12 protein-coding genes are annotated in these 22,089 nt (G+C 42.4%); 3 read left to right on the top strand and 9 right to left on the bottom strand.

Going from position 1 to position 22,089, the window contains the following annotated elements:
• Window positions 1–24: 24 nt before the first annotated feature.
• The 4 genes from AC59JO_RS06150 to AC59JO_RS06135 all read right to left on the bottom strand — a co-directional run bounded on the left by AC59JO_RS06150 (window position 25) and on the right by AC59JO_RS06135 (window position 8,289).
• Window positions 25–2,127, bottom strand: a complete 2,103-nt coding sequence (locus AC59JO_RS06150; protein ID WP_413668273.1) for a beta-galactosidase — start codon at window positions 2,125–2,127, stop codon at window positions 25–27.
• 85 nt (window positions 2,128–2,212) lie between these two features.
• Entirely contained in the window at window positions 2,213–3,640 is a 1,428-nt protein-coding gene (locus AC59JO_RS06145; RefSeq protein ID WP_413668274.1) for a RagB/SusD family nutrient uptake outer membrane protein, read from the bottom strand.
• An 18-nt stretch (window positions 3,641–3,658) separates the two neighbouring features.
• Window positions 3,659–6,982 carry a TonB-dependent receptor gene (locus tag AC59JO_RS06140; protein ID WP_413668275.1) on the bottom strand — a complete coding sequence of 1,108 codons (3,324 nt, stop codon included), beginning with the start codon at window positions 6,980–6,982 and terminating at the stop codon, window positions 3,659–3,661.
• 137 nt (window positions 6,983–7,119) lie between these two features.
• On the bottom strand, window positions 7,120–8,289 hold the full coding sequence (locus AC59JO_RS06135) for a FecR domain-containing protein (RefSeq protein ID WP_413668276.1): 1,170 nt from the start codon (window positions 8,287–8,289) through the stop codon (window positions 7,120–7,122).
• Between the two features lie 157 nt (window positions 8,290–8,446).
• Here AC59JO_RS06135 and AC59JO_RS06130 point away from each other — a divergent pair, with 157 nt between their 5' ends.
• Window positions 8,447–9,034, top strand: coding sequence for an RNA polymerase sigma-70 factor (locus AC59JO_RS06130; protein WP_497304106.1), 588 nt, complete (start codon window positions 8,447–8,449; stop codon window positions 9,032–9,034).
• Between the two features lie 240 nt (window positions 9,035–9,274).
• Here AC59JO_RS06130 and AC59JO_RS06125 read toward each other — a convergent pair whose 3' ends face one another.
• The 4 genes from AC59JO_RS06125 to AC59JO_RS06110 form a co-directional block, all read right to left on the bottom strand.
• Entirely contained in the window at window positions 9,275–10,939 is a 1,665-nt protein-coding gene (locus AC59JO_RS06125) for a TolB family protein (protein ID WP_413668278.1), read from the bottom strand.
• 107 nt (window positions 10,940–11,046) lie between these two features.
• Window positions 11,047–11,871 (bottom strand): SDR family NAD(P)-dependent oxidoreductase, encoded by an 825-nt coding sequence (locus tag AC59JO_RS06120; protein ID WP_413668279.1) that lies wholly within the window; start codon window positions 11,869–11,871, stop codon window positions 11,047–11,049.
• Between the two features lie 24 nt (window positions 11,872–11,895).
• Window positions 11,896–14,778 carry a TonB-dependent receptor gene (locus AC59JO_RS06115; protein ID WP_497304103.1) on the bottom strand — a complete coding sequence of 961 codons (2,883 nt, stop codon included), beginning with the start codon at window positions 14,776–14,778 and terminating at the stop codon, window positions 11,896–11,898.
• Between the two features lie 158 nt (window positions 14,779–14,936).
• Window positions 14,937–15,539: a TetR/AcrR family transcriptional regulator gene (locus AC59JO_RS06110; RefSeq protein WP_497304101.1), complete on the bottom strand. Its 603-nt coding sequence runs from the start codon at window positions 15,537–15,539 to the stop codon at window positions 14,937–14,939.
• A gap of 576 nt (window positions 15,540–16,115) precedes the next feature.
• Here AC59JO_RS06110 and AC59JO_RS06105 point away from each other — a divergent pair.
• Window positions 16,116–19,673 carry an ABC transporter permease gene (locus AC59JO_RS06105; RefSeq protein WP_497304100.1) on the top strand — a complete coding sequence of 1,186 codons (3,558 nt, stop codon included), beginning with the start codon at window positions 16,116–16,118 and terminating at the stop codon, window positions 19,671–19,673.
• Window positions 19,674–20,290: 617 nt separating this feature from the next.
• On the opposite strand, the gene AC59JO_RS06100 is transcribed toward AC59JO_RS06105, so the two are convergent.
• Complete coding sequence (locus tag AC59JO_RS06100; protein ID WP_497304098.1) at window positions 20,291–21,163, bottom strand: hypothetical protein; 873 nt, start codon at window positions 21,161–21,163, stop codon at window positions 20,291–20,293.
• A gap of 174 nt (window positions 21,164–21,337) precedes the next feature.
• Here AC59JO_RS06100 and AC59JO_RS06095 point away from each other — a divergent pair, with 174 nt between their 5' ends.
• A complete protein-coding gene (locus AC59JO_RS06095; RefSeq protein WP_497304096.1) occupies window positions 21,338–22,087 on the top strand; it encodes a M23 family metallopeptidase in 750 nt (249 codons plus the stop codon).
• The last annotated feature ends 2 nt before the right edge of the window (window positions 22,088–22,089 follow it).

Here is a 22,089-nt window from a genome sequence, read left to right as displayed (position 1 = left end):
ATCCAATAAAACTTGTTATGAAGATTATTTTTCTTCAATAATTAGTACATCCCATGGTTCAATTTCAACAACGGCTTCCTGCATTATTACCTTCCCTGTAACTAATTCAATACCAGCCGTGTATGGATAAGTAACATTCAATCTTTGTGAACTATAATTATAATAGTAATGCACTTTTTTACCGGCATCATTATTGCCGCTTTTGGTAACCAGTGGCCAATGCATCTTTTGGTCAATGGTTTTAATTCCGGCCCTATCCATTTCCTGAAGAATTAATTTTTCCTGAATGGCATCCGAGACATTGGTTGCTTCATAAAGCAGTGTTCCCTTACCAAAGGTGTTGATAGTTACCGCGGGATATTTGCCAAAGTATGGATGATCATAAAAAGCCAGCGGTTTAGCCGTTTCGGGTATAAGGTATTCTCCCCAATCATAAACTTTATTCCCGGCTGTATCGACCCGGAACGGATTGTCTTTTAATGACAACGCTTTAAAATTCGTAAATTCCTGATAATAGAATCCGCAGGCTTTACGCAGCGGGCCAGGTGCAAGCATAGGGCGCACCATGGAGTTTTCGTCGCAAAACCCGCTTTTAAACTGCATGATCACATGACCGCCACCAGCGATATAGTTATTGATCTTATCCAGCAGGGTATCACTGGCAATGTACAGGGAGGGAATAATAATCAATTTGTAATCCCCGAAATTAGTACTCTCCGGAAAAATGAAATCTGTACCCACGCTGTTCCTGAAAAGCACCTTGTGGAACTGAGCAACCAGCTCATTCCGATATATATTGGCTGGTTTTCCCGGAATGCTGACCTTCGGATCTTTGAACGGCATCACATTCAGGCCGGTATTGGCATCATGACTAAAAAGGATGGCTACATCATTTTTGATCTTCAGATTGACCAGCTTACTGCCGAATCGTTGCAGCTCGTGGGCCGTTTTTGAATACTCTGCGTAGGCGCGGTTAGGCTGAAGGTCGTGGGAAAGAATTCCTTTCCAATAGGTTTCCTGACCGTAATGAATGGAATGCCAGTGCCAGTATTCCACCATATTAGCGCCTGATCCCATGTGGGCATAAACGTTCATCCTGAGCTGACCATCATAGGGAGGCGCTTGAGACTTTGAATCCCAGCCGGTGGTTTGGGCATTAGTTTCAGTGATAAGGTAATTTTTTCTTTTTACGGACCTGAAATAATCTCCCGCAAAAGCAATCTCTTCACCGGTCAGCTTATCCTGTGAACCATGATAAACGTTAACTGCCAGCACATCCATGTTTTTGGCGCTTTCCACCTGATCAATATCCTGGACCGCCGGCATGAAACAATGGGTCACAAATTGATCAGGCCGTTTATATGCCCTTACAATTTCCGTCTGCCAGTTCAGGTAGTCGGCTACGGCCTTGCGCTTAAAGCGCTCCCATTCCAGTTTATAGCCGGTATTGGTTACACCATCCCTTTCCGGAAATTCTTCCCAGCCATTCATGGTCATTCCCCAATAATTCAATCCCCATATTTTATTAAGCCGCTCTACAGTTCCGAATTTCTTTTTCAGATAGTCAACGAAGCTGATCTGAAAATCATAATTATTGGCATTATAAGAGGTGGTTTCATTATCAACCTGAAAACCAATAATAGCAGGATTTTTGGTGTAATGTTCCATCATCTTCCCGATGACCCGCTCTGCATAAAACAAAAATGCCGGGTTAGTAATATCCATGTTCTGCCGAATGCCATAATAGGCATTAGCACCTTTTTCATACTTCAACAGCACCTCAGGGTGTTTATGCCATAACCAGGCTGGTATAGAATAAGTAGGTGTACCCAAAATTACCTTTATGCCATTTTTGTGTAAACCGTCAATAATCCTGTCCATCCATGCAAAATCAAACTCCCCTTCCCTTGGTTCAAACAGGCTCCAGCTCGATTCACCCAATCTCACAACTGACATTCCTGATGCTTTCATCAGTTTAAGATCTTCCTCCAGGCGGTCTTCCGGCATATATTCCTGGTAATAGGCTGCACCATAAAGAATATTATCCAACTTTTTTGTTTGTGCTGAAACACGTTCAGTAAATGAGCAAACGGCCAGCAGGATAATAATTAATTTTTCACGTTTCATATTTTGTTCAATTCGGGCGATAGAACCAATTTTAATTCGACAAGATAAAGAGCGTCAGATAACCACTGACGCTCCTTAAGGAGGATTAAATTTTGTCATTGGTCAGTTTTTCTACCGCTGGGATTGGAAATACGGTAGATGGCGGCAGCCTCTTGCCTGCGGCAGGAAGCTCTGTTTTATATCTGCCTGTTCTAAGCAAGTCAAACCAACGCTTATCTTCAGCGAAAAACTCATAACCTCTCTCCCTGAATACCAAATCATCAAATGTAGCTTGAGTTAAACCGCCAGGAAGATCAACTGCCGCGTTAGCCGTGTTGATGCTAACGCCGTAACCTCTTCTTCTGACCATATTGACCGCGTTGTAGGCGTCAGAGGTCGGGCCGTTAACCTTATTTTCTGCTTCAGCGAATATTAACAGCACATCTGCATAGCGGTACAGAAAGAAATCGTTACCAGCTGCAGTCTCGGCAGGTGCAAGCGGGTCCCGGAATTTTCCATACAAAAGGTCATTAGGTGCTGCCACATTAATGACTACCGTTGCACCATTGATCACCGTTTTGTTGTAAAGTGTCCAAACTTTCCTTGGATCGTTGTTGTCCCAGTTTTTGATGAACGGCAACGTGCTTGTTGTCCCAAAATTTTCATTTCCAGTCGCGGCGAAACCCTGATATTGTGTAGTGGATGCCGAATATGATGGAAGAAAATTACCCAGTCCTACGGATCTTGTAAATTTCAGCGCAAAGACCTCTTCTGAACTGGTTGCTGAAGTAGGCGAAAAAATATCAGTAAATGATGGCAGCAGCTCATAACCATAGGTAGATTTATTATCCATTACTTCTTTAGCTTTAGTTCGCGCATCACTAAATCTGCCTAACGTTAAATAGACATCAGCAAGGGCCGTTTTTGCTGCGCCGGAGGTTGCTCTCCCGTATTGGGTCGTCGTCGCAGGCAGGTTTGCTTCGGCAAATTGGAAATCACTGATAATCTGGTTATAAATATCAGCAACCTCAGCCAGCGGCTGCCCAGTATTTTGAGCATCGGTGACCGGCACAAGCCTTAAGGGCACTTTTCCAAACGCCCTCACCAGTTGATAATAGGCTATTGCCCGAACAAATCTTGCCTCGGCAATATATTTGTTGCCATTGGCAAAGCTTCCGCTTGTCACTACCTGAATTAAGGTATTTGCCCTGGAAATTGCCTGATAAAATGTCGGCCAGAAATTATCCTGGTAGGTGACCTGGGTGAAATCGTAATTTGCAAAGGCTTCCTGGGGCGCATATCTGGAATGGGAGTAATCTTCCATCAGCGTCAATGCTGTGGTGTAATGTGTTTCCCATAAGCGGCCCCTGCTGCGCGTGAATGGTTCATACACGCCTACCGTTGCTGACTCTATAGAATTCGCGTCAAAATTCCCATAGGTAAGCTGACTTACTGGTTGTTCCGTAAGAAATTTTTTGCATCCCGTGCCAAACACCAGGACGGTGAATATTGTTATCAAAAAAAGCTTTTTCATAATTTAAATTCTAAGTATTTAAAATGTTACGTTAAGGCCGAAAGTCACTGTTTTGGCTGTCGGATAGGAAAAATAATCAACGCCCTGGCGGCTGTTTGTACCGCTGAAACTATTGATCTCCGGATCATAACCTGTGTATTTGGTGAAAGTGATCAGGTTTTGCCCGCTTACGTATAGCGACAGGCCACTTAACTTAGCGGATTTCAAAGGCACTTTATAAGCCAGCTTAATGTTCTTCATCCTAAAAAAAGATGCATTTTCAACAAATTGGTCAGATTCACGCGCTACAAAGCGGTTAGACGGGCTGGGATAATAATTATAAATGGTACTTAGTTTGTTAAAGTCAATGTAAGATGTTGTTAGTGCAAAGGCTGTAAGATTGTCTATTTTAGCACCATACACCCCGGCCCAGTTGGTGGTCAGGCTGAAGTTTTTGTATTTGACATCTATATTGGCACCATAAAAGAAGTTGGGCAGCGCGGATCCGGCAATCTGGTTATCGGCGGCGTTGATTAAACCATCCTTATTCACATCTTGATATACCGGCGCTTTACTGGCATCATAACCCAGGAATTTCGGTGTATAAAATGAAAATAAAGGTTGACCAACACGGATAATCGTTAAAGCGCTTACATTGGCATTTAATGGATCGGTAATAATATCCTGGTTTTTGTTTGTCGCTTTTACCACATTGATGTTCCTTGAAAAGTTAACATCCATGTCAATGGAAAAATCTTTTTTGTTCACAAGCGTTGCGCCAAATGTGAGCTCGAACCCTTTGTTTTGAACCCTGCCCACATTAGCTGAAATGGTGCTGAACCCGGAGGACTGCGGTAACTGAACAGTAGCCAAAAGGTTTTTTGTATCTTTATCATAATAATCCAGTGACAAGCGATACTTATCCTGTTTGATGCCAAAATCAATACCGATATCTACCTGCGATGTAGTTTCCCAGGTCAGATTTCTGTTTGGTAGATTGGGAGCTAAGCCCACCCCAATGCCGCTTCCGCTACCTTGAGCCGTATTAACAACGGTTGCCAGATAAAGCGACTGATAAGGACTAATGGCCTGATTACCGGTCTGCCCCCAGCTTCCTCTTAACTTTAGATTAGAGATGTCCGTGTTCTTAAGAAATTCTTCTTCATTGATGCGCCAGCCCGCAGAAAACGAACTAAAACCTGCCCATTTGTTTAAATCTGAAAAAACCGATGCGCCATCACGTCTATAGCTGGCTGACAATAAATACTTACTGTCATAATCGAGCTGGGTCCTGCCGAAAAAAGAAGCTATTGTCGTTTTATAAGCAGTTGTAAATGGCACTGCTGATATGGTTGCCGCCTGAATGGCATTGTCCAGCAACTGGTCTGACGGAAATCCCGTCCCGGCCAGAGTGATCGAACTGAAATTATCTTGCTGGGCAGAAAAGCCGATTACCGTTTCTGTTCTTAATTTTTTAAATGTCCTGGTGTAACCGACAAAATCTTCAAAAAGATACCCTGTTTTTTTGCTTTCCACTAACTTCGCAGACTGCGGTGTTAAGATCTTTAAAACGGATGGGAAATAAGTATCACCCCTGTTACTGGTATAATTAAAGCCTAACCTGGTTGTATTGGTCAAACCCTTGATAGGATTGGCAATTAAATCAAACCCACCCTGATAATAATAGGAGGTGTTCCGGTTAAGTACCTGCAATATGGCTACCGGATTTTCGCCACCCGCACCGCTGAAACCATAAGGAGCAGCCCTTGAAAAAGAGCCGGTATTATCAAATACCGGGACTGTAGGCACGGCAAGCAAGGTTGCACCCAGCCCGCTGCCGGCCCCGCTGGTACCATTTGATCCGTCTGTATTATCAAAACCATTTTGTTCAGTCCTGCTGGCGGTTGAACGTGTTACCAGCGTCAGCCAGTTGGCTATTTTGGTATTCAGGTTTAGCCTGATGGCATATCTGCCAAAATCTGTTGCTTTGATAATCCCATCCTGTTTATTGAAATTACCCGATATATAGTACTGGTTGCCTTCTGTACCACCTGAAACACTAAGGTTATAACTTTGATTCAGTGCGCTGCGAAGTATTTCGTCTTGCCAGTCGGTGTTGGCATTTCCACCAATAGTAGCAAGCTGATTTAAATATTGGGTTACTGTAGCCGGATTTAGATTAATTGAATTATTCAGGTAACTGGTTACATAACTTTTAAATTCTGGCGCATCCATCACCGGAAGCTTCTTCCTGACGCTCTGAACCCCTAAATAAGTATCAAAAGTTACTTTCGCTGCTCCGGTTTTCCCTTTCCTGGTAGTAATCAAAACCACCCCATTAGCGGCTCTTGAACCATAAATGGAAGTGGCGGCAGCATCTTTCAATACTTCTATCGACTCAATATCATTAGGATTCAGACTGGCCAATCCGTTAGCGTTTCTGACATCTGAATTAAATTGTGGCAATCCGTCAATCACATACAACGGTTCATTTCCTCCGGCTATGGACGCAGCTCCCCTGATCTGAATACTGATACCCGCTCCCGGTTGTCCTGAAGTTTGCTTTACCTGAACACCGGAGAGCCGACCGGCCATCCCCTGTTCCAAAGAAGCAACAGGAGCCTCACCCATTACATCGCCTTTGATCGATGAGATTGCGCCTGTAACAGAAGTTTTCTTTTGCGTGCCGTAACCAATCACAACCACATCATTCAATGATTTAGGTTGCTCAATTAAAGTAACGTCGATAACCGTTTTGTTGTTAACTGCAATTTCTAATGGGTTATAGCCGATGTAAGAGAAAACAAGTGTCCCACTGGGATCAGGCAACTTGATCGTATATTTACCATCTGCTCCTGTTACCGTAGCGGTGGTGGTTCCTTTTAGTTTTACCGTAACACCTATTAATGTTTCGCCCTTAGCGTCTGTTACCATTCCGGTTACCGTGTGAGTAGCCGCAGGCGGCGGATTAGACCTTTCAGGCCCCGGCGTTGGAACTGGAAGAGGTTTAGGAATGATTACTATAGTTTTTTGGTTGATCTTATAACTGAATGGCTGATTAAAAAAGCATTGTTTTAGCGCATCTTCCAGGGATACATCTTTAACATGTAAATTTATATTTATGGCATTTTTAATCAGGTCAGCATCGTAAATGATGCTGTAACCACTTTGGTGATGAATATCGTTCAAAATCTCGCGCAGTGATGTATTATTCTTATTAATATTAATTTTTTGAGCGATGGAAGCCGCGCTCACCTGCATCAGGGAGATAAGACATAAAAATGTTGACAGTCTCATGATCAGTAACAATTTAGGGATACGGGATTGGTGCCCGCATTTCTTTGCAGTATATTTTTTATACATTTGAATGTTGGTTAATCTAAAAATTGGTTATTTGAACAGTGATCGTTTGCGGATATCTAACAACAGTTTCCATACTGTTGCCGGGGGCGGTGGTACGCTTCCGGCTATTTTGTTAGATGACCATTACGTAAGGTAAATTAGTCAGTCAATAAAATCCTCCTTCCTTCTATTTGATAATGAAAACCACCGGATTCACTCATATTATCAAGTAATTCGGTAATATTTTTATAGCGCGATATACTGCCGCCAAACTTTTTATTTTCAACGCTGCCATGGTAGCTCACTTCAACATCATACCAACGGGCTGCTATTTTCATCACATCTTTGATACTCGTATCTTCGAAAGCAAAATAGCCGTTTCTCCAGGCCATAACCTGTTCCATATTTGCTTTTTGCACGGCTATATTTTGTTGATTATTGAAAGCGACTCCTTGTAAACCCGGCGTAAGCATGGCTTTAACGGTGCCCTTATTAAGTTGTACTGAACCTTCTAAAAGTGTTGTTGTAATAGCCGCATCATCGTCGTAGGCCGTAACATTAAAATGGGTGCCTAATACTTTAACATCCAATTTATTGGTAGTGACTACAAATGGCATATGTTTATTTTTTGCAACTTCAAAATAGGCTTCTCCCTGTAGTTTAACAGCCCTGGTTTTACCGGTAAAAGCTGTAGGGTATACTATGGTAGATGCCGAGTTCAGCCAAACGTGTGACCCGTCGGGCAGTATAACCTGAAATTGTCCGCCACGGGGAGTGCTAAGTGTATTGTATTGAACTTTGCCATTACTAATGTTAGCGTCCTCGCGAGATGATTGATAAACAAGCTGGCCATCGGCTGTTTTGGATATACTGATTCCACCTGCTTTAGCCAATACGCCACTACCGGCATCTGTTAAATTAATCTTTTCGCCTCCGGGCAGCGTTAATATTGCCTTATTAGTACCCGGCTTTATAGGCCCTGTTTCTTGTTGCGCGGTCAATTGTGATTTAGCAGAATATCCCAATAGAAAATAACCACCAACAGAGAGTACCAAAAGAATGGAAGCTGCAGCTAACCATACCTTAACACTTACCTTAAATGACTTGATTTGACCACCCGGAACTTCAACCGGTAGAGCCAGACGCTCACGAAGTTCTTCAAACGATCGTTCAGCCGAAGATTTGATTTCCTCGGCATCGTCGTTAAGGTATTTTTTATTACCGGCATCATATTCATCGTACCAGCGTTCTACCTCCTGTTTTTCAGAAGGAGTACACTCGCCTGCTAAATACTTTGCGATAAGATGGCGTGGCTTATCGTTATTCATAATTGGTGCTTATAATTACATATTGCATCAAATTTGTAATCCCCCCATATGCCAAAAAAAAAATTTAATTTCCATAAAAAACCGTTGATTTGCATAACCCAAATTATCAAACTAAGTGCCGCGCTCAACAGGATTTACGGACAATCAGTTGCTCGAAATGATACGAGACGGTGATGCTGTTGCTTTTAAATTGCTTTACCTGCGTTACTTTTCAAAACTCTGTAAATCAGGGTTTCAAAAAATCCAAAATGAAAAGATCGTAGAGGAAATTGTACAGGATATTTTCTTTGATCTTTGGCGAAAGCGGCAGGAACTTGATGCCAATCAGGAAATCGCCGCCTTTTTAAACGCACTTTTGAGAAATAAGATTTTACATGAATGGCGGGCAAACTCGATAAGGACTAAGCATGTAGCATTGTATTCACAATTGAATAATTCAATCATAGATGAGAGCCTATCCGAAATGCATTCCGCACGTGAAATTCAGGAAAAATTAGACGTTGCGATCAGTAATCTATCTCCGCAATGCCGGCAGGCTTTTGAATTGAGCCGTTACGAAGATCTTTCCTACCGTGAGATCAGCGAACGGATGGCAATTTCGGTTAAAACGGTTGAAAAGCATATAGGAAAAGCCTTAAAGATATTGAAACTTCAATTCAAAGAACATAACATTGGGCAAAACACACCGAAAAACCGGTCGGATCCATCGAAGCACATCTACACCGCCCTCCAAACTGATGAATAGCAGCTTTGGCCTTCGTGTCCAACCTCATTAATAATTGGTTCATAGATTCCCTAAAAAAATATTCACCATCAGCGCCAAACGGTTCCGTGCCATATTTCCGGTCGAGTAGCCGGGCATATCCACCAATATGCCCGGCTATAAAGAAGGTGATATACCCGCACAATCTCCACAACTATCGGGTATATACTTTGAACCACTCTATTTATTCTTTTTTATATCAGGAACCTATAACAAAAGCACTTAGCGGAGCATTCCCGGTACCCCTGTAGGTAATCCTTGGGCCAGGTCTACCGAAATTTTATGTTTTCCCAGCTCCGCTTGAATGGTACCTGATGACCTGCTCGTAACGCTGAATATGACATGCTGTGCCTTCAGAAAACCTGTCTTTTTTCCTGAAACCTGAATATCTGCATCCCAGTACACCTTATGTCCATACGATCCGGTAGTTGAGGATTCACTTCCATTCAGAATAGATACACCGTCATCTGTAAAATTGAAGTATTTAATAACGCGGCGCGGCTCCCCGGGTGTTCCCTCCGCAGGTTTTACTGTGCTTATTTCTGCATAGCCCGAAACCAGGCCCTTAATTGTTCCTTGTTCAGGTACAGTCACATCAGGCCACTTAATATCTTTCAGATCGGTTGCCCACTTCATCTCCGGGCTGAATGGCACCAGGGGGATGGTAGGTTTCCTGGAGGTAAATCTGATCATCCGGAGGCGGCCACTTTGTTCTCCCGGTTTTACCTGCTTTGGGTCCTTTTGCTCCCAGAATACACCATGCGTACTGGTAGGGTCCCAGGTTAGGTTTCCAAAATGATTATACAGCGCAAAGTTATCTTTAGCAATGGTTATGTCCTGGCCGGTGTAACCATCCTCCGGCAGCCTTGCCCGGTCGCCATATTGATCAACCATGCTCAGCCCATAAAACCGCCTTGCCGGGTCAAAACCTTCAAATGCCGCATTCCGCAGTTCGGCCACCGCGGGCACCTGAGGTAAACCAGCGATAAGCGGGCGCGGAATTAATCCAAATGCATCCATTCTTGTGGTTTGCCTATGGGTCTGAAATATTACCCATTTGCCATCCGGCGAAGGATAAGTACCCTCCTCGTAGCTGAAATGCTTGGTAAGCCTGGTCACCTCACCTGTTGTAAGATCAATTTTAGCCAGGTCAAAGTTGTTGCCTTCAAATAAGGAACTGCACACAAGAGAACGTCCCCTATCTGCAAAACTTTTAACTTCGCCACTACCATGCAGGAAGGGTCTGAATGGATTAGGGTCCGCCTGATCTCCGGCTATTACTTTGGGATTTTTAAGTTCATAATGGTCGCCTTTTTCGTCAGAAACCCTGGTCAATTCACTTACCAAAACAAGCGCTCCTTTTGTAGTGATAAGCGTACCTGCAACATGAATCCCGTCCGGCGACATGTTTGAAGCTATCCGCATCAAGATACGAGAACCGGGTATGGCCGGATATACCAGTGGCAGGATCTTAGCTTCCTTACAATCCACTACTGATGGCGTGCATTCCAGTATTCCCGAAGGAGTATAAACCCGTTTTCCATCCGGAAGGGGTACCGGCATTTCGCCGCCGATCTCTTCTTTTAAGTCACAGGTCAGGCACTTAAACCCGCTCCCGTCATCCAGCATCACCCCAAGGTCAGTCTTTTTCTTTCCGGCCATGTGAATCTCCATGATCAGGTGCTTTGCATCCGGAAGATAATTGATCAAAACGGCGTCACTGACATTATCCGGAAGAGGTATTGTAGTAACCTTAAATGGTTCCGGCTTCGGAGCCGGAGGAAGTTTTGGTATAATGGAATAATTTTTGTCTTGTGCATATCCCTTAAAGGCTATAAGGAATGCTAAAATTACTACACCCGGTAGTAGCCTTTTTAACTTTTTCATAATGTTATTTTACTGGTTTTTAGTTTATAAATAATAGCCGTTGTGATTGCTTCACGACTCTTCAATTAATTGTATCAGCAGCGCATTGGCCAGGCGATAAAGCTTTGTTACTGACTGGTAATCCCATACTTTTTCATTTGCTTATTGATAAAAGAAGCTGCAGTTTTTGGACTGATCCTGTTAAAAATACCCAGGAACCTCGAATCAGAACCTACATATACCTGGTAATCATTATTTTCTATCCCCCTGACAATGATCTCCGCCGCTTTTGCCGGCGTTAGGACCTTCGATTCCGCGGATACCTGATTACTTTTTTGTGCCATGCTCATATTCATCGTGACGCCTGAATTCGCTGTGATATTGGTAGCCACAGCGCCGGGGAAAACTACAGTCACATGTACATTGGTATGTTGCAGTTCTGAGTGAAGTCCTTCTGTGAGCAACTTAACGGCTGCCTTCGTTGCGCCATAGACAGTTTGACCCGGAACCGGCAAAAATCCGCCCATACTGGAAACGTTGACAATATGTCCCTCAGCTCTGTTCAGTAAGTGTGGTAAAAAAGCCTTGGTGACAAACAGCGTTCCATATAAGTTGACATCAATTACCCTTTTAATGGTCTTATAGTCGAGATCTTTTAAATCAACAAAAGGCTGAATTATCCCGGCGTTATTGATAATAGCATCTACATAGCCATTTTTTTCAATAGCGTTCCCAACCAGTTCACCAACCGCAGCACTGTCGGTAATATCTACCGCGAATAGGCCCAGGTTGGCATCAGACGTTCCGCTAAGCGCTAAGGTTTCCTGCAATGCAGGCAAATTGATATCGACAGCAATTACCTTTGCCCCTTTTGACAGCAGATTCAACACCAGCTCCCGGCCAATGCCGCTACCACCACCGGTAACCAAAACCACCTTTCCTTTTACTTTCATATGCTCGTTATCTTATATTTATACTCAGTTAAAATTATAGGAAAGGCTTAAAAAATATGATCTTGGTTGTGTTGGCCTTGCGCCATATGTTGCGTTAGGATTCGCAGCAACCTGTGCCTTAGTTAAAGCCTCGGGCGATAAGTTACCGGGAAATCCTCCGGGAGCATACCAACCTGTCACACCAATGGAATTAAACACATTATTGATATTGAGATTAGCATAAAGCCTTGACGAAAGCTGATACCCGGCCTGGTAGTTAAATGTACTATATCCGGGTAGGGTAAATGCATTTGCAGCATTTGCAGCAGAGGAACCGACGTACCTCCATCCGAGAGAAGTCATAAATTTATTTAACCGGTACGAAGGGGTGATACTTGTCAGCACGGCAGGCGTCAGGCCTACCTTTCCGCCCCGCGTTTCCACAACCTGGTCATCGTCGGGGCCGGGCTTGCCTACATTCCAGTGCCGTTCTACCACCGAAGTTGCATGTTGCAGGGTAACAGCACCCCGGACGTTAATATGGTTGCCAATGTTAAAAACGCTTTCCATTTCTACCCCAATAGTGCGTTGTTCACTAAATACGGCCTTGGTATAATAGTAAGTATTAACCTGTACGTCCTGTGTATAGTCGAAAGTCGGTTTATTCGAAATATCACTGTAAAATGGTGTAAAATACCCGGTGAAACCTCCTTTCTGAACCTTATACCCAAGTTCGGCCTGCACAACGTGGATCGGGATAAACGATACCGCATCTGCCTGCGCCTGGGAGCTAACCGCGGTGACCGATTGCAGATCGGGCGCTTTGCGGCCTTCAGAGTAGCGTACATAGATTGCCTGTTCTTCCGAAAATTTATAATTCAGCGCTGCCGAATAGGATAAGCTTTTTACTGTTTTGTTAATGTTAAACGGCGTATTGCTTACGTAAACGTTGTTATCATAATAGGTGAGTAAGTTGTTATCATAACCGCCCGCTGCGGTTGCGTTGGCATCAATTACCGCATTATTGGACGAACCTGTAAATTGATTATAGTTATACCTGAATCCATAATCGAGCGTAAGGCGGTCTGTTAACGGGGACGACTGGCCGAAGAAAGCGTCAAACCTGTTGTTCGTAATAGCACTACTGCCGTACCCCGAGCCGTAAGCAGTAAAGCCGTTGGCGTCAGTAACCTTGGTAACCGCGCCCGAAAAGTTAGTATAGGTTAAGCCCAAAGGGTGCGGCTTATCTTCAAGGGTAGTAAAGGACTGACCGGCATAACCTTTTACAAAGCTGATATTGGAATGACCGACATAAACACCGGCATTAAAAGTTGTTTTACCCACCACCTTGCGCACGCTGAACTGCTCCATTACCTCCTTAACTTTATTATGCAGCGCATTGGCTAGTTCAAATAAAACCGGGGCCGATTGCACCTGGCCGTTGGGCAACTGGTTATAAGTCTTGGTGAAATTAATGCCTAAAAACTGGCCCGTCGGCGACAGGTTTGGGGACTGTACTACGGTAAGCATTTTTTGCCCTGTGGTAAGGTCTGTAAAATTATAGGTTCCGAATTTACCGGCTAAGCCCTGCAAGCCATAAAAGAGGATACCATCGGCAGAAAGGATGCCAAGGGGTGCAGCAGCATTCCAGGTTGCTTCCTTGTTGCTGTATTTAAAGTTATTAGTAATTGACCAGTTATTTCCCAGGCTTTGCTGATATTCCAACCCAATTGCCCTATCCAGGTTATGGATGAGGTTTGATGGCTGAAAATGGTTAACTTTTCCATCAGGCGTGTACTTAAAATCCAGCGTTTGGCTTGTCGGACCGGCCAAAGTAACGTTGTTGGAAAAATCGGCTGCCGGTTGTGGATTGATATAACCTGTAAAAGGAAGAAAGTCAAAATAGCCATTCTTATCGTCAAGGAATTTACCATATAACTTGATACGTCCCGTACCGAACTTTTTAACCATGTTAAATTTCAATTGTCCACCTTTATTCAGGGGATAGCCTGCATATCTGGCCCCATCGCTGTAGCGGTAAAATCCACCTATATCATAGGTTAGGTCGCCCGTTTTATTTAAGGGGCCGCCAATATTCAAATCGGCACGATAATAAGGATTAGAATTTCCTTCCAGTCCATATTTAACGATGGCTTCGCCTGCGAATTTAGCCCCGCCCATTTTGGAGGTATAGTTAAAAAGGCCGCCGGGGGCATCAGAGCCTGTAATTGAAGCTGATCCGCCACGTACCGCTTCTACTCTTGCAGTTGTGGCATCTGCGCGCAAAAAATAATCAGGACCATAATTAGCCCCGGTAAAATTGGTAACGGGCAGGCCATCTTCCTGCATGGATACATAGAAATAACCAATTGAGACGTCGTTCGAGGTAGGCGTACCCCTTACGGCAACCTGGTTACGGATTTCGCCGGCAGATGAATTGACATACACACCAGGAACATTCTTCAACAGATCAGCTGCGCTTTGAGGCGTTTGAATTTTTATTTGCTGGGCGCTGATTGTAGAGATGGCTATAGATGCATCGAGTCGTTTTCTTGAATCGAACACACCGGTTACAATAATCTGCTGCAGCTCGCTTACGTTATCTGTAAGCCTTATGGTTACTGAGCTGCCTGCTTTAACGGTTTGTTCGGCAGTCTTATAGCCGACCATTGAGAACATCAACACGGATGAGGGTGATGGAACTGATATGGTAAACTCACCTTTAGAATCTGTCGACGCGCTGCTTTTGCCGTCCTTTACATGGATGGTTACACCTGGCAGCGGATTGCCTTTCTCATCAGTAACTGTACCTTTTACCTGCTGTTGGGCGAAAGCAGGAAGGCAACAAAGTATCGCAAACGCTGCTTGCACAAGCACTTTTTTCGCGAGTTTACACCAAACACGTTTGTGAGTAAGTGTTTTTTTCATAATTTTAGGGAATTTTAATTAATAAAATAATCGGTTATTTGGTTGGTTAAGATATCACCGGTAATGTTTGCAGCATTACCGGTTCTTTTTTTGCGGTATTTATTTATCCATATTATCTGTTTAAGTGAATATTCTGTTACGGTTTTTTTATTATTAGCCTATAGGCTTCGTATGCTGATCTGCTCATCGAGCGCAATGCTCCCCTCATGCGTACAAATACCTCTGATAGCCAAGGCAATGGTATTTAGCAGTAAGTCGTAAGGTGATAAATTAAATGCCTTAAAATGTTCTGCACGAACAACAGCGGTATACAATACAAAAATGCTTTCAAGCACAACTTCGGGTATAATATCCTTTCTAAACAGCCCTTCCTTAATACCCCGGTTAATAACATTTAAGAACTCAGGCGTAAACCTTCCGCTGTTTGTCGCATTACTCCTGGCGGCTAAATCCGGATAATAGTAATACAGGTCATGGAAGAAAACTTTGTTGACCTGATACGAAACGTCAATTGACGTTAACCAAATATCGAAGAAGCGTGCAGCGGCATTTTGGGCCACGTTTAACTTCCTGAAATCCTGATATTGCTGGTTAAAGTACAGGTCCAGAGCATCAGCTAAAAGCTCCTCTTTGTTCTTAAAATATTTATAAAACGTTTTGGTCGAAATACCAAGGCCATCCACAATCTTTTGAACGGAGGTGTCCCGGATTCCGTATTGCAGGAATTGCCGAAGTGAAACTTCAAGAATTTCGGTTTTCATCATTATAATTGGTTGGAAAATATTTTTAGAGAAATATTTTCCATAAAGTAAAAGGAAAATATTTATAAAAACAAATTTTCCGTAGTTTTTCTTTAAAATAATCTGGCTTTTAACCTGAAGGGAATTTAAGTTGCGTCTTTATTTAAAAATACTGGTTTAATTAAAGTGAATCATCTTTTGGCTCGTGCGGCAGACAAAGACTGGTTGAAAACGTATTGACCACTGACTGATCAACCCATTCGAAAATTAAGAACCTAAATCTACTAGGATAAATCTGATTCATCCCCAGTAGATTTATAACTAAAAAAGTTGAGTAGTTTAGAGTACTACTCAACTTTTTCAGCTCCCCAGACTGGGCGGAATTCGAACCAATTAATTGAGCAAATACGCGTTTTAAGTTCATTAGAGCTTTGTTAGCAAACACTTACTGTGCGTTTTTCGAACCGTTCGTTTCAAGTTAGAGTACTGTCGGGTTTATTATTAATTACAGGAGGTTTGTCTACATACAAAAATCTATTAGCGAGCATATAATTCAATTTTATATATTCGGGAAAGACACTGAACTGCTAAAGACGATTGAAGCCATACTTATTCCATATTACCCTCTTTGACCTGGCTTTTCTGGTTGTGATCATCATTGGAATAAATTACTCCCTACTTTTAGGGTTCAGCAAGCGCGTTAATGATTCTGCTAATAAGTATTTAGCGTTAGCCTTGGGGATTATTGTGCTATGGGCAGCCCGCATTCTGGCGATTGACATAGGACTGGCAGCCATTTTTCCCGACGGGACTTATATATCGCCCCAATTCTCGATGGCGTTAGGGCCTCTGATTTACTTTTATGTCCTCAAAATAACCCGCCCGGAATTTAAGTTTGGATCCAAGGACTTTTTGCATTTCAGCTCGTTGTTGCTGGAGCTAAGTGTTCAGTTGGCATTTAAGCAACTGAGTCCGAAATTGCCGGTATTGGCGTTTATATCGGTGATGATCTACCTGTATCTGTCTATTAGATTAATAAAAAGGTATTATCAAGGTCTCAAATTTAATGTAATGAGTGACCGCTACCGGTATCAATTGCGCTGGCTGCATCGCTTGCTGACCGTTTTTGGGCTCTTATGGCTTTTGTGGATACCCTTTACAGTGGTGCATCATTATTATCCATCAGGTATAAGTATTTATTTTCCGCTGTATATCTTATTAATCGGAAACATCATCTGGATTGCGGTAGTAGCCCATTTAAGACCGGAGGCCGCAAAGAAGGAAGACGCACTGATTACGAAACCATCATTACCAATAGATCTGAGGCAAAAAGGGGCCTGGCTAAAGAGCGTAATGATGGAGAACTGCTATTACCAGGATCCGGAATTAAGTTTAGTCTCGCTGGCTGACAAACTTGATCTGACGGCGCATGAACTATCGCGGATTATCAATACCGCTCTCAAAAAAAACTTTAATGATTTCATCAATGAATATCGTGTGGCTGAGGTGGCAAAAAAAATGCAGAACCCTGCTTATAACCATTTAACACTGATGGGGCTCGCCTATGATTCCGGCTTTAACTCGCAAAGCACCTTTCACCGCATATTCAAAGAGTTGAAGGGAAAAACGCCTGCGGAATATAAAAAAGAACTCCCATTTTATAATTTGACATATCAGTCTAAATCTGCGGCGGTAATTTCGAAACATGAGACAATACCACAGTGGTCTCACAACAAGCTAAACCACAGCTATATGTTTAGAAATTATTTAAAGATCGCCTGGCGCAATATTATTCGTCATAAAACTTACTCGGCAACAAACATTGCCGGGTTAACTGTAGGTTTTGCGACATTCCTGCTTATTTTCCTTGTAGTTCATTATGAACAAAGTTTTGACCAGTTTCATGTCCATAAAAACCAGTTATTTCGTTTGATCCGCGTCCCTCGCAGCACCGAACATGAAAGCTACCGGATGGGTGTGCCGTTTCCAGTCGCCCCGAGTTTAAGGAGCAATTTTCCGCAATTGGCCAATGCAGGAGCTATTGTGCCTGATGAATTTGTGCAGGTTATTATAAATGGTAATGGTGCTGTAAAAAGATTCAGAGAAGAACGCGGAATATTTTTCGCTGAGCCACAATTTTTTGAGATGTTTAGTTTTCCGATGGTAGCAGGCGAGTACCGGAACGCTCTCAAAGTACCTGGCAACGTTTTGTTGACGAAGAGCATGGGCGATAAATATTTCGGGCATTGGCAGCAAGCTATGGGGAAATTGTTGAGGATGGATGGCGTACAAATGAGGGTGTGCGGTATTTTAAAAGACATGCCTGCCAATACCGATTTCCCGATTAAAGCGGTACTATCCTACGCTACACATCAAAATTATCCTGAACTGAAAAGGTTCATGAATGACTGGGGCTATATTGAAGAAGACAATTACTGCTTTGTACAATTGAATGAAAGCGATTCACCTGCACAATTTAAACGCCGGCTTAAGGAGTACTCAGATCAATTTATAAGGCCTGTTGACCCACGTTATTTTCTTTCGATACAGCCGCTGAACGAAATGCACTTTGATGCGCGTTACGGGACATTCGATGGCCGCGTTTTCAGCGAAAACCTGATCATTGCACTTAGCACCATCGGCATTTTTTTATTGATTGTAGCATGTGTGAATTTCATTAACCTGAGCACTGCACAAGCCGTAAACCGCGCCAGGGAAGTTGGCGTGCGTAAGGTACTGGGCAGTAGCCGCCGCCAACTGATTTTTCATTTTTTGGGTGAAACTACCCTCGTAAGCTGTTTCGCATTTTTGATGGCATTGGCGGTTACCCTGCTCTTTATGCCAGCTATCAACAGCCTGCTGGATATCCACCTTACTGCTTCCGCCTTGTACAAGGGTAATATGATCTTCTTCCTTCTGTCTGCACTGGTCGCAGTAATTCTTTTAGCCGGGTTTTACCCGGCCTTCCTGCTATCGGGCTTTAACCCGGCGCGGGTATTTAAAGGTACATTTTCCGCAGAGCAAGGCGGTATTTCACTGCGCCGCGGCCTGGTTGTTTTCCAGTTTTTTGTAGCACAGGCCCTTATCATTGTTACACTGGTAATGGTATCGCAAATGACTTATGTTAATACCGCTGATATGGGTTTTAGCAAGGAAGCTATTTTAAACGCCCAACTACCACAGGACAGCGTCGGCCTTGCCAACCAATCCGTTTTACGCAACGAATTGATAAAAATACCGGGTATAGAAAAAGTGAGCTTCGGTACAGGAGCCCCTATCGGCGGTCGTTGGTTCATGGATTTGAGAACGCCTGACAATGCAGGCAAAGCACCCGATATGGCCATTGCTTATAAAATGACCGACACTGGATTTTTTAACCTTTTTCATTTGCAGTTTATCGCGGGCCGCCCGTACGCTAACTCAGATACGAGCCGCGAATTTGTGGTAACCGAAAATGTTACCCGTAAGCTGGGCTACCGTGATCCTCAGCTCGCCATAGGAAAGAGGATTATTGTGAATGGCACTAACCGGCCAATTGTGGGTATTGTGAAAGATTTTCATGTTGCCCCCCTTCGCTTCAGCATGGTCCCCGTGGTATTAACAACCGACAAGCGGGGCTATGGCATGGTCAGCGTTAAGTTGAATTTGGCGCAGGCAAAGACTGCTATAGCCGCAATGGAAAAGCTATGGAGCAAATACTATCCCGATTTCGCGTTCACAAACAGCTTCCTCGACGATGATATCGACGCTTTTTACCGGCAGGAAACTCAAATATCACAGCTTTACAAGCTTTTCGCCTCCGTTGCCATATTCATTTCCTGTTTGGGTTTATATGGGTTAGCAACATTTATGGCCGTGCAGCGAAAAAAGGAAATTGGCGTACGCAAAGTACTCGGCGCACCTGTCAGCGCTATACTGATCCTGTTATCACGTGAGTTTACTTTACTGATCGGGATCTCGTTTCTGATCGCGTCGCCCGTCGCCTGGTATTTAATGCATAATTGGTTACAACAATATGCCTACCGGATCAGTTTAGGCCCTGCGGTGTTTTTAATAACTATAACAGGTTCAATCCTTGTAGCATGGGCAACGGTAGGCTATACGGCCATCAAAGCTGCGCTGGCAAACCCAGTACAAAGTTTGCGAAATGATTAACAATTGACTATAATCGCTTTAACCCGCTAAAAAATTTAGATTCAGAAAAAAAGAGTTCAAAAAGTTCTCAATTGGAGCTAAAGTATAACGCAGTCTAAATAAGAATTGTACTCCGACAAACTTGATCTTAAAATGTCGTCAAAGCCTTCAGATTTTGAATAAAATAGTTCGAGTTTAGTCGGATAGGGCTGAAATTAATAATTCCTGAGGCTGGGCTCGAACCAGCGACCCTCCCGACTAAGGTCGGGATGCACTAACCGAACTAAGTATTCAGAAATTTATTTCATAAAAAAAGCCCCACATTTCTGTAAGGCTTTCTATTTTTTGCTCCCGAAGTTACATATTTTTCTAGAAACCTATTTGATGATTTGAATAGAATTGCAAATTTATGGGATAATGGCTATGACATTTTTGATAATTATCACGATATTATATAATAATTTTAAGAAAATGGCAATCTTTCAAAAAAAACAGCTAATCAAGATAGCAATGTCAATAAAACCAAGCCGTATATACCTGTCTTGGTTTAGATTAAATAGTCTATGAAACGCTTTTAGTTGAACTATAATATGAATTTAAATTTCGGCGATTTAACTGCAAAGCTTTCTTGGCTTGCATTATTGTTTAGGCTCTTTTCTATTTATGAACTCTTTTCTTCTAAGGTTTAAATCATCCAGTTCATTATAGGAATAAACCCCTGAATGACAATGAATCGCCGTATTTCGCAGTGTGAAGAACTCTGCAGCGATTTTATTGCTTTTTTGAAATTGTTCGAAAGAGATTAACCGGGCTTTACCGGCCTTTTTAGATTTGGAAGATATATTTTCAGCAATTACAGTATATCCCGACATTGAGTTGTCGTCACTTTTGGAATGGAGCAGGAAACCTTCCATGATCTGCGGGGCAGCATTGGAGTTGCCTATACAAAATCGCAGATAAACCTCTTTTTTTACCCCTTTTTTCGTTACCAAATCAAAGATCACCTGTTTCCCATCCATCGTTAAACTATAGTTCCCCTCATAATCATCTTGTCTTTCAAGCCCAACCAAAAATTCAGCTTTCTTTCTCGATTTGATATGCAAATATCTAATCCCGACATCCTGCCGCTTCCTGTTAAAGTGTTTGATATGAACAATAATTTTCCAACGATTTCCGTATGGCGTAGAGAAAAAAGTTGGTTCGTCATTACTCGGTTTTCGCAGATCGTTAACGCCTAAGCCAACTATTGTTTTATTATCTACATCAAAATGAACGTGGTATTCGGTTATAATAGCGATAAGCGTTCTTCGAATTAATTTCGTACTAACAGTTGTATCTTTTTTTTCTCCATTGGCCATTGCATTTATTGTAGCTGTCGAAACATCTATCGCAAAGGCGATCTTCTTTTGATTGCAATCATCTAACTGTTCAATAATATACCGTATCACCTCGCTTGACAGATTTAAAAGCAGTTTTTTGTCTGTAATCTTTCTTAAATACTCTACAATCATAAATTTTCGTAAATTTTTGTAAATTACTATTTATTGCTAAATATCAAACACTTATATTTTCAAATATAAATATTGTTGATTAATTTTAACAAAAAACAACAACGTTATTAAAGCCTAATGATACGAGGGCTTTAGATCGATTTATCCGAGAATTAATTGTTAAAGTATTTATAAATGGCAGAATTACCTGAAATAATCAGCAAGACGGTCCGTCGGCCAGGATACACTAACGCTGATAAGCGGCATCTGGTCAGTGATATATCCCATCAGGTATATTGGGATGAGTTTTACTTGCAGTTTTATGAGTCTTATAAATTGACCGAACCTATTGGAAATTTGTCAGATAAGATTAACCCCTATTTTGGTTATTTCGGTTTTAGGTGGCACCCCATAAACTTCCAGCCAAAATACTACCATATCGGCATAGACATCACCGATATGATTGCCTGTCCAATTCAAAGTGTTTATCACGGATTGTTAGAATATTCCGGAGAAGCTAACATAAATGGTAAATACTTGATCATCAAACACCCTGACATTAGGACACGTGATGGATTTACTTTTCAATCATTGTATATGCATTGCCATACGATTGACGTAAAATTTGGATTGGCTCAAAAAATCCTAAGAGAATTTGTATCTAAATCTTTGGAGCCAGCAAATAAAGGTATTGATGCCGGCAGCAACATTGCAACACTCGGGGATACTGGCAACAAATTGGGTGTCGTACCACATTTACATTTACAATTTGAGTTTGTACGCGATAACGAACATGTCGCGATAAACCCTTTGAAATTGTTTAATAAAGCACCCTTGGAAAATTTAACTGCCGATATAAACTCGGAAATGGAGTTTAGAGATTTTTATTTAAAGCACACGAACGACCTTGCCCCATGGAAGAAATTTTGGAAAGATAAAATTTAAAC

It is taken from the genome of Mucilaginibacter sp. A5337 (assembly GCF_059690695.1).
Note: the sequence above shows the minus strand (reverse complement) of the source record. Positions and strands in the feature narration are given on the sequence as shown.

What these genes read in the sequence shown, in the direction of transcription:
- AC59JO_RS06130 (WP_497304106.1), top strand. Translation starts at nt 8,447, where the DNA reads ATGATACGAGACGGTGATGCTGTTGCTTTTAAATTGCTTTACCTGCGT.
- AC59JO_RS06115 (WP_497304103.1), bottom strand. Translation starts at nt 14,778, where the DNA reads ATGAAAAAAACACTTACTCACAAACGTGTTTGGTGTAAACTCGCGAAA.
- AC59JO_RS06145 (WP_413668274.1), bottom strand. Translation starts at nt 3,640, where the DNA reads ATGAAAAAGCTTTTTTTGATAACAATATTCACCGTCCTGGTGTTTGGC.
- AC59JO_RS06125 (WP_413668278.1), bottom strand. Translation starts at nt 10,939, where the DNA reads ATGAAAAAGTTAAAAAGGCTACTACCGGGTGTAGTAATTTTAGCATTC.
- AC59JO_RS06135 (WP_413668276.1), bottom strand. Translation starts at nt 8,289, where the DNA reads ATGAATAACGATAAGCCACGCCATCTTATCGCAAAGTATTTAGCAGGC.
- AC59JO_RS06150 (WP_413668273.1), bottom strand. Translation starts at nt 2,127, where the DNA reads ATGAAACGTGAAAAATTAATTATTATCCTGCTGGCCGTTTGCTCATTT.
- AC59JO_RS06140 (WP_413668275.1), bottom strand. Translation starts at nt 6,982, where the DNA reads ATGTATAAAAAATATACTGCAAAGAAATGCGGGCACCAATCCCGTATC.
- AC59JO_RS06095 (WP_497304096.1), top strand. Translation starts at nt 21,338, where the DNA reads ATGGCAGAATTACCTGAAATAATCAGCAAGACGGTCCGTCGGCCAGGA.
- AC59JO_RS06100 (WP_497304098.1), bottom strand. Translation starts at nt 21,163, where the DNA reads ATGATTGTAGAGTATTTAAGAAAGATTACAGACAAAAAACTGCTTTTA.
- AC59JO_RS06120 (WP_413668279.1), bottom strand. Translation starts at nt 11,871, where the DNA reads ATGAAAGTAAAAGGAAAGGTGGTTTTGGTTACCGGTGGTGGTAGCGGC.
- AC59JO_RS06110 (WP_497304101.1), bottom strand. Translation starts at nt 15,539, where the DNA reads ATGAAAACCGAAATTCTTGAAGTTTCACTTCGGCAATTCCTGCAATAC.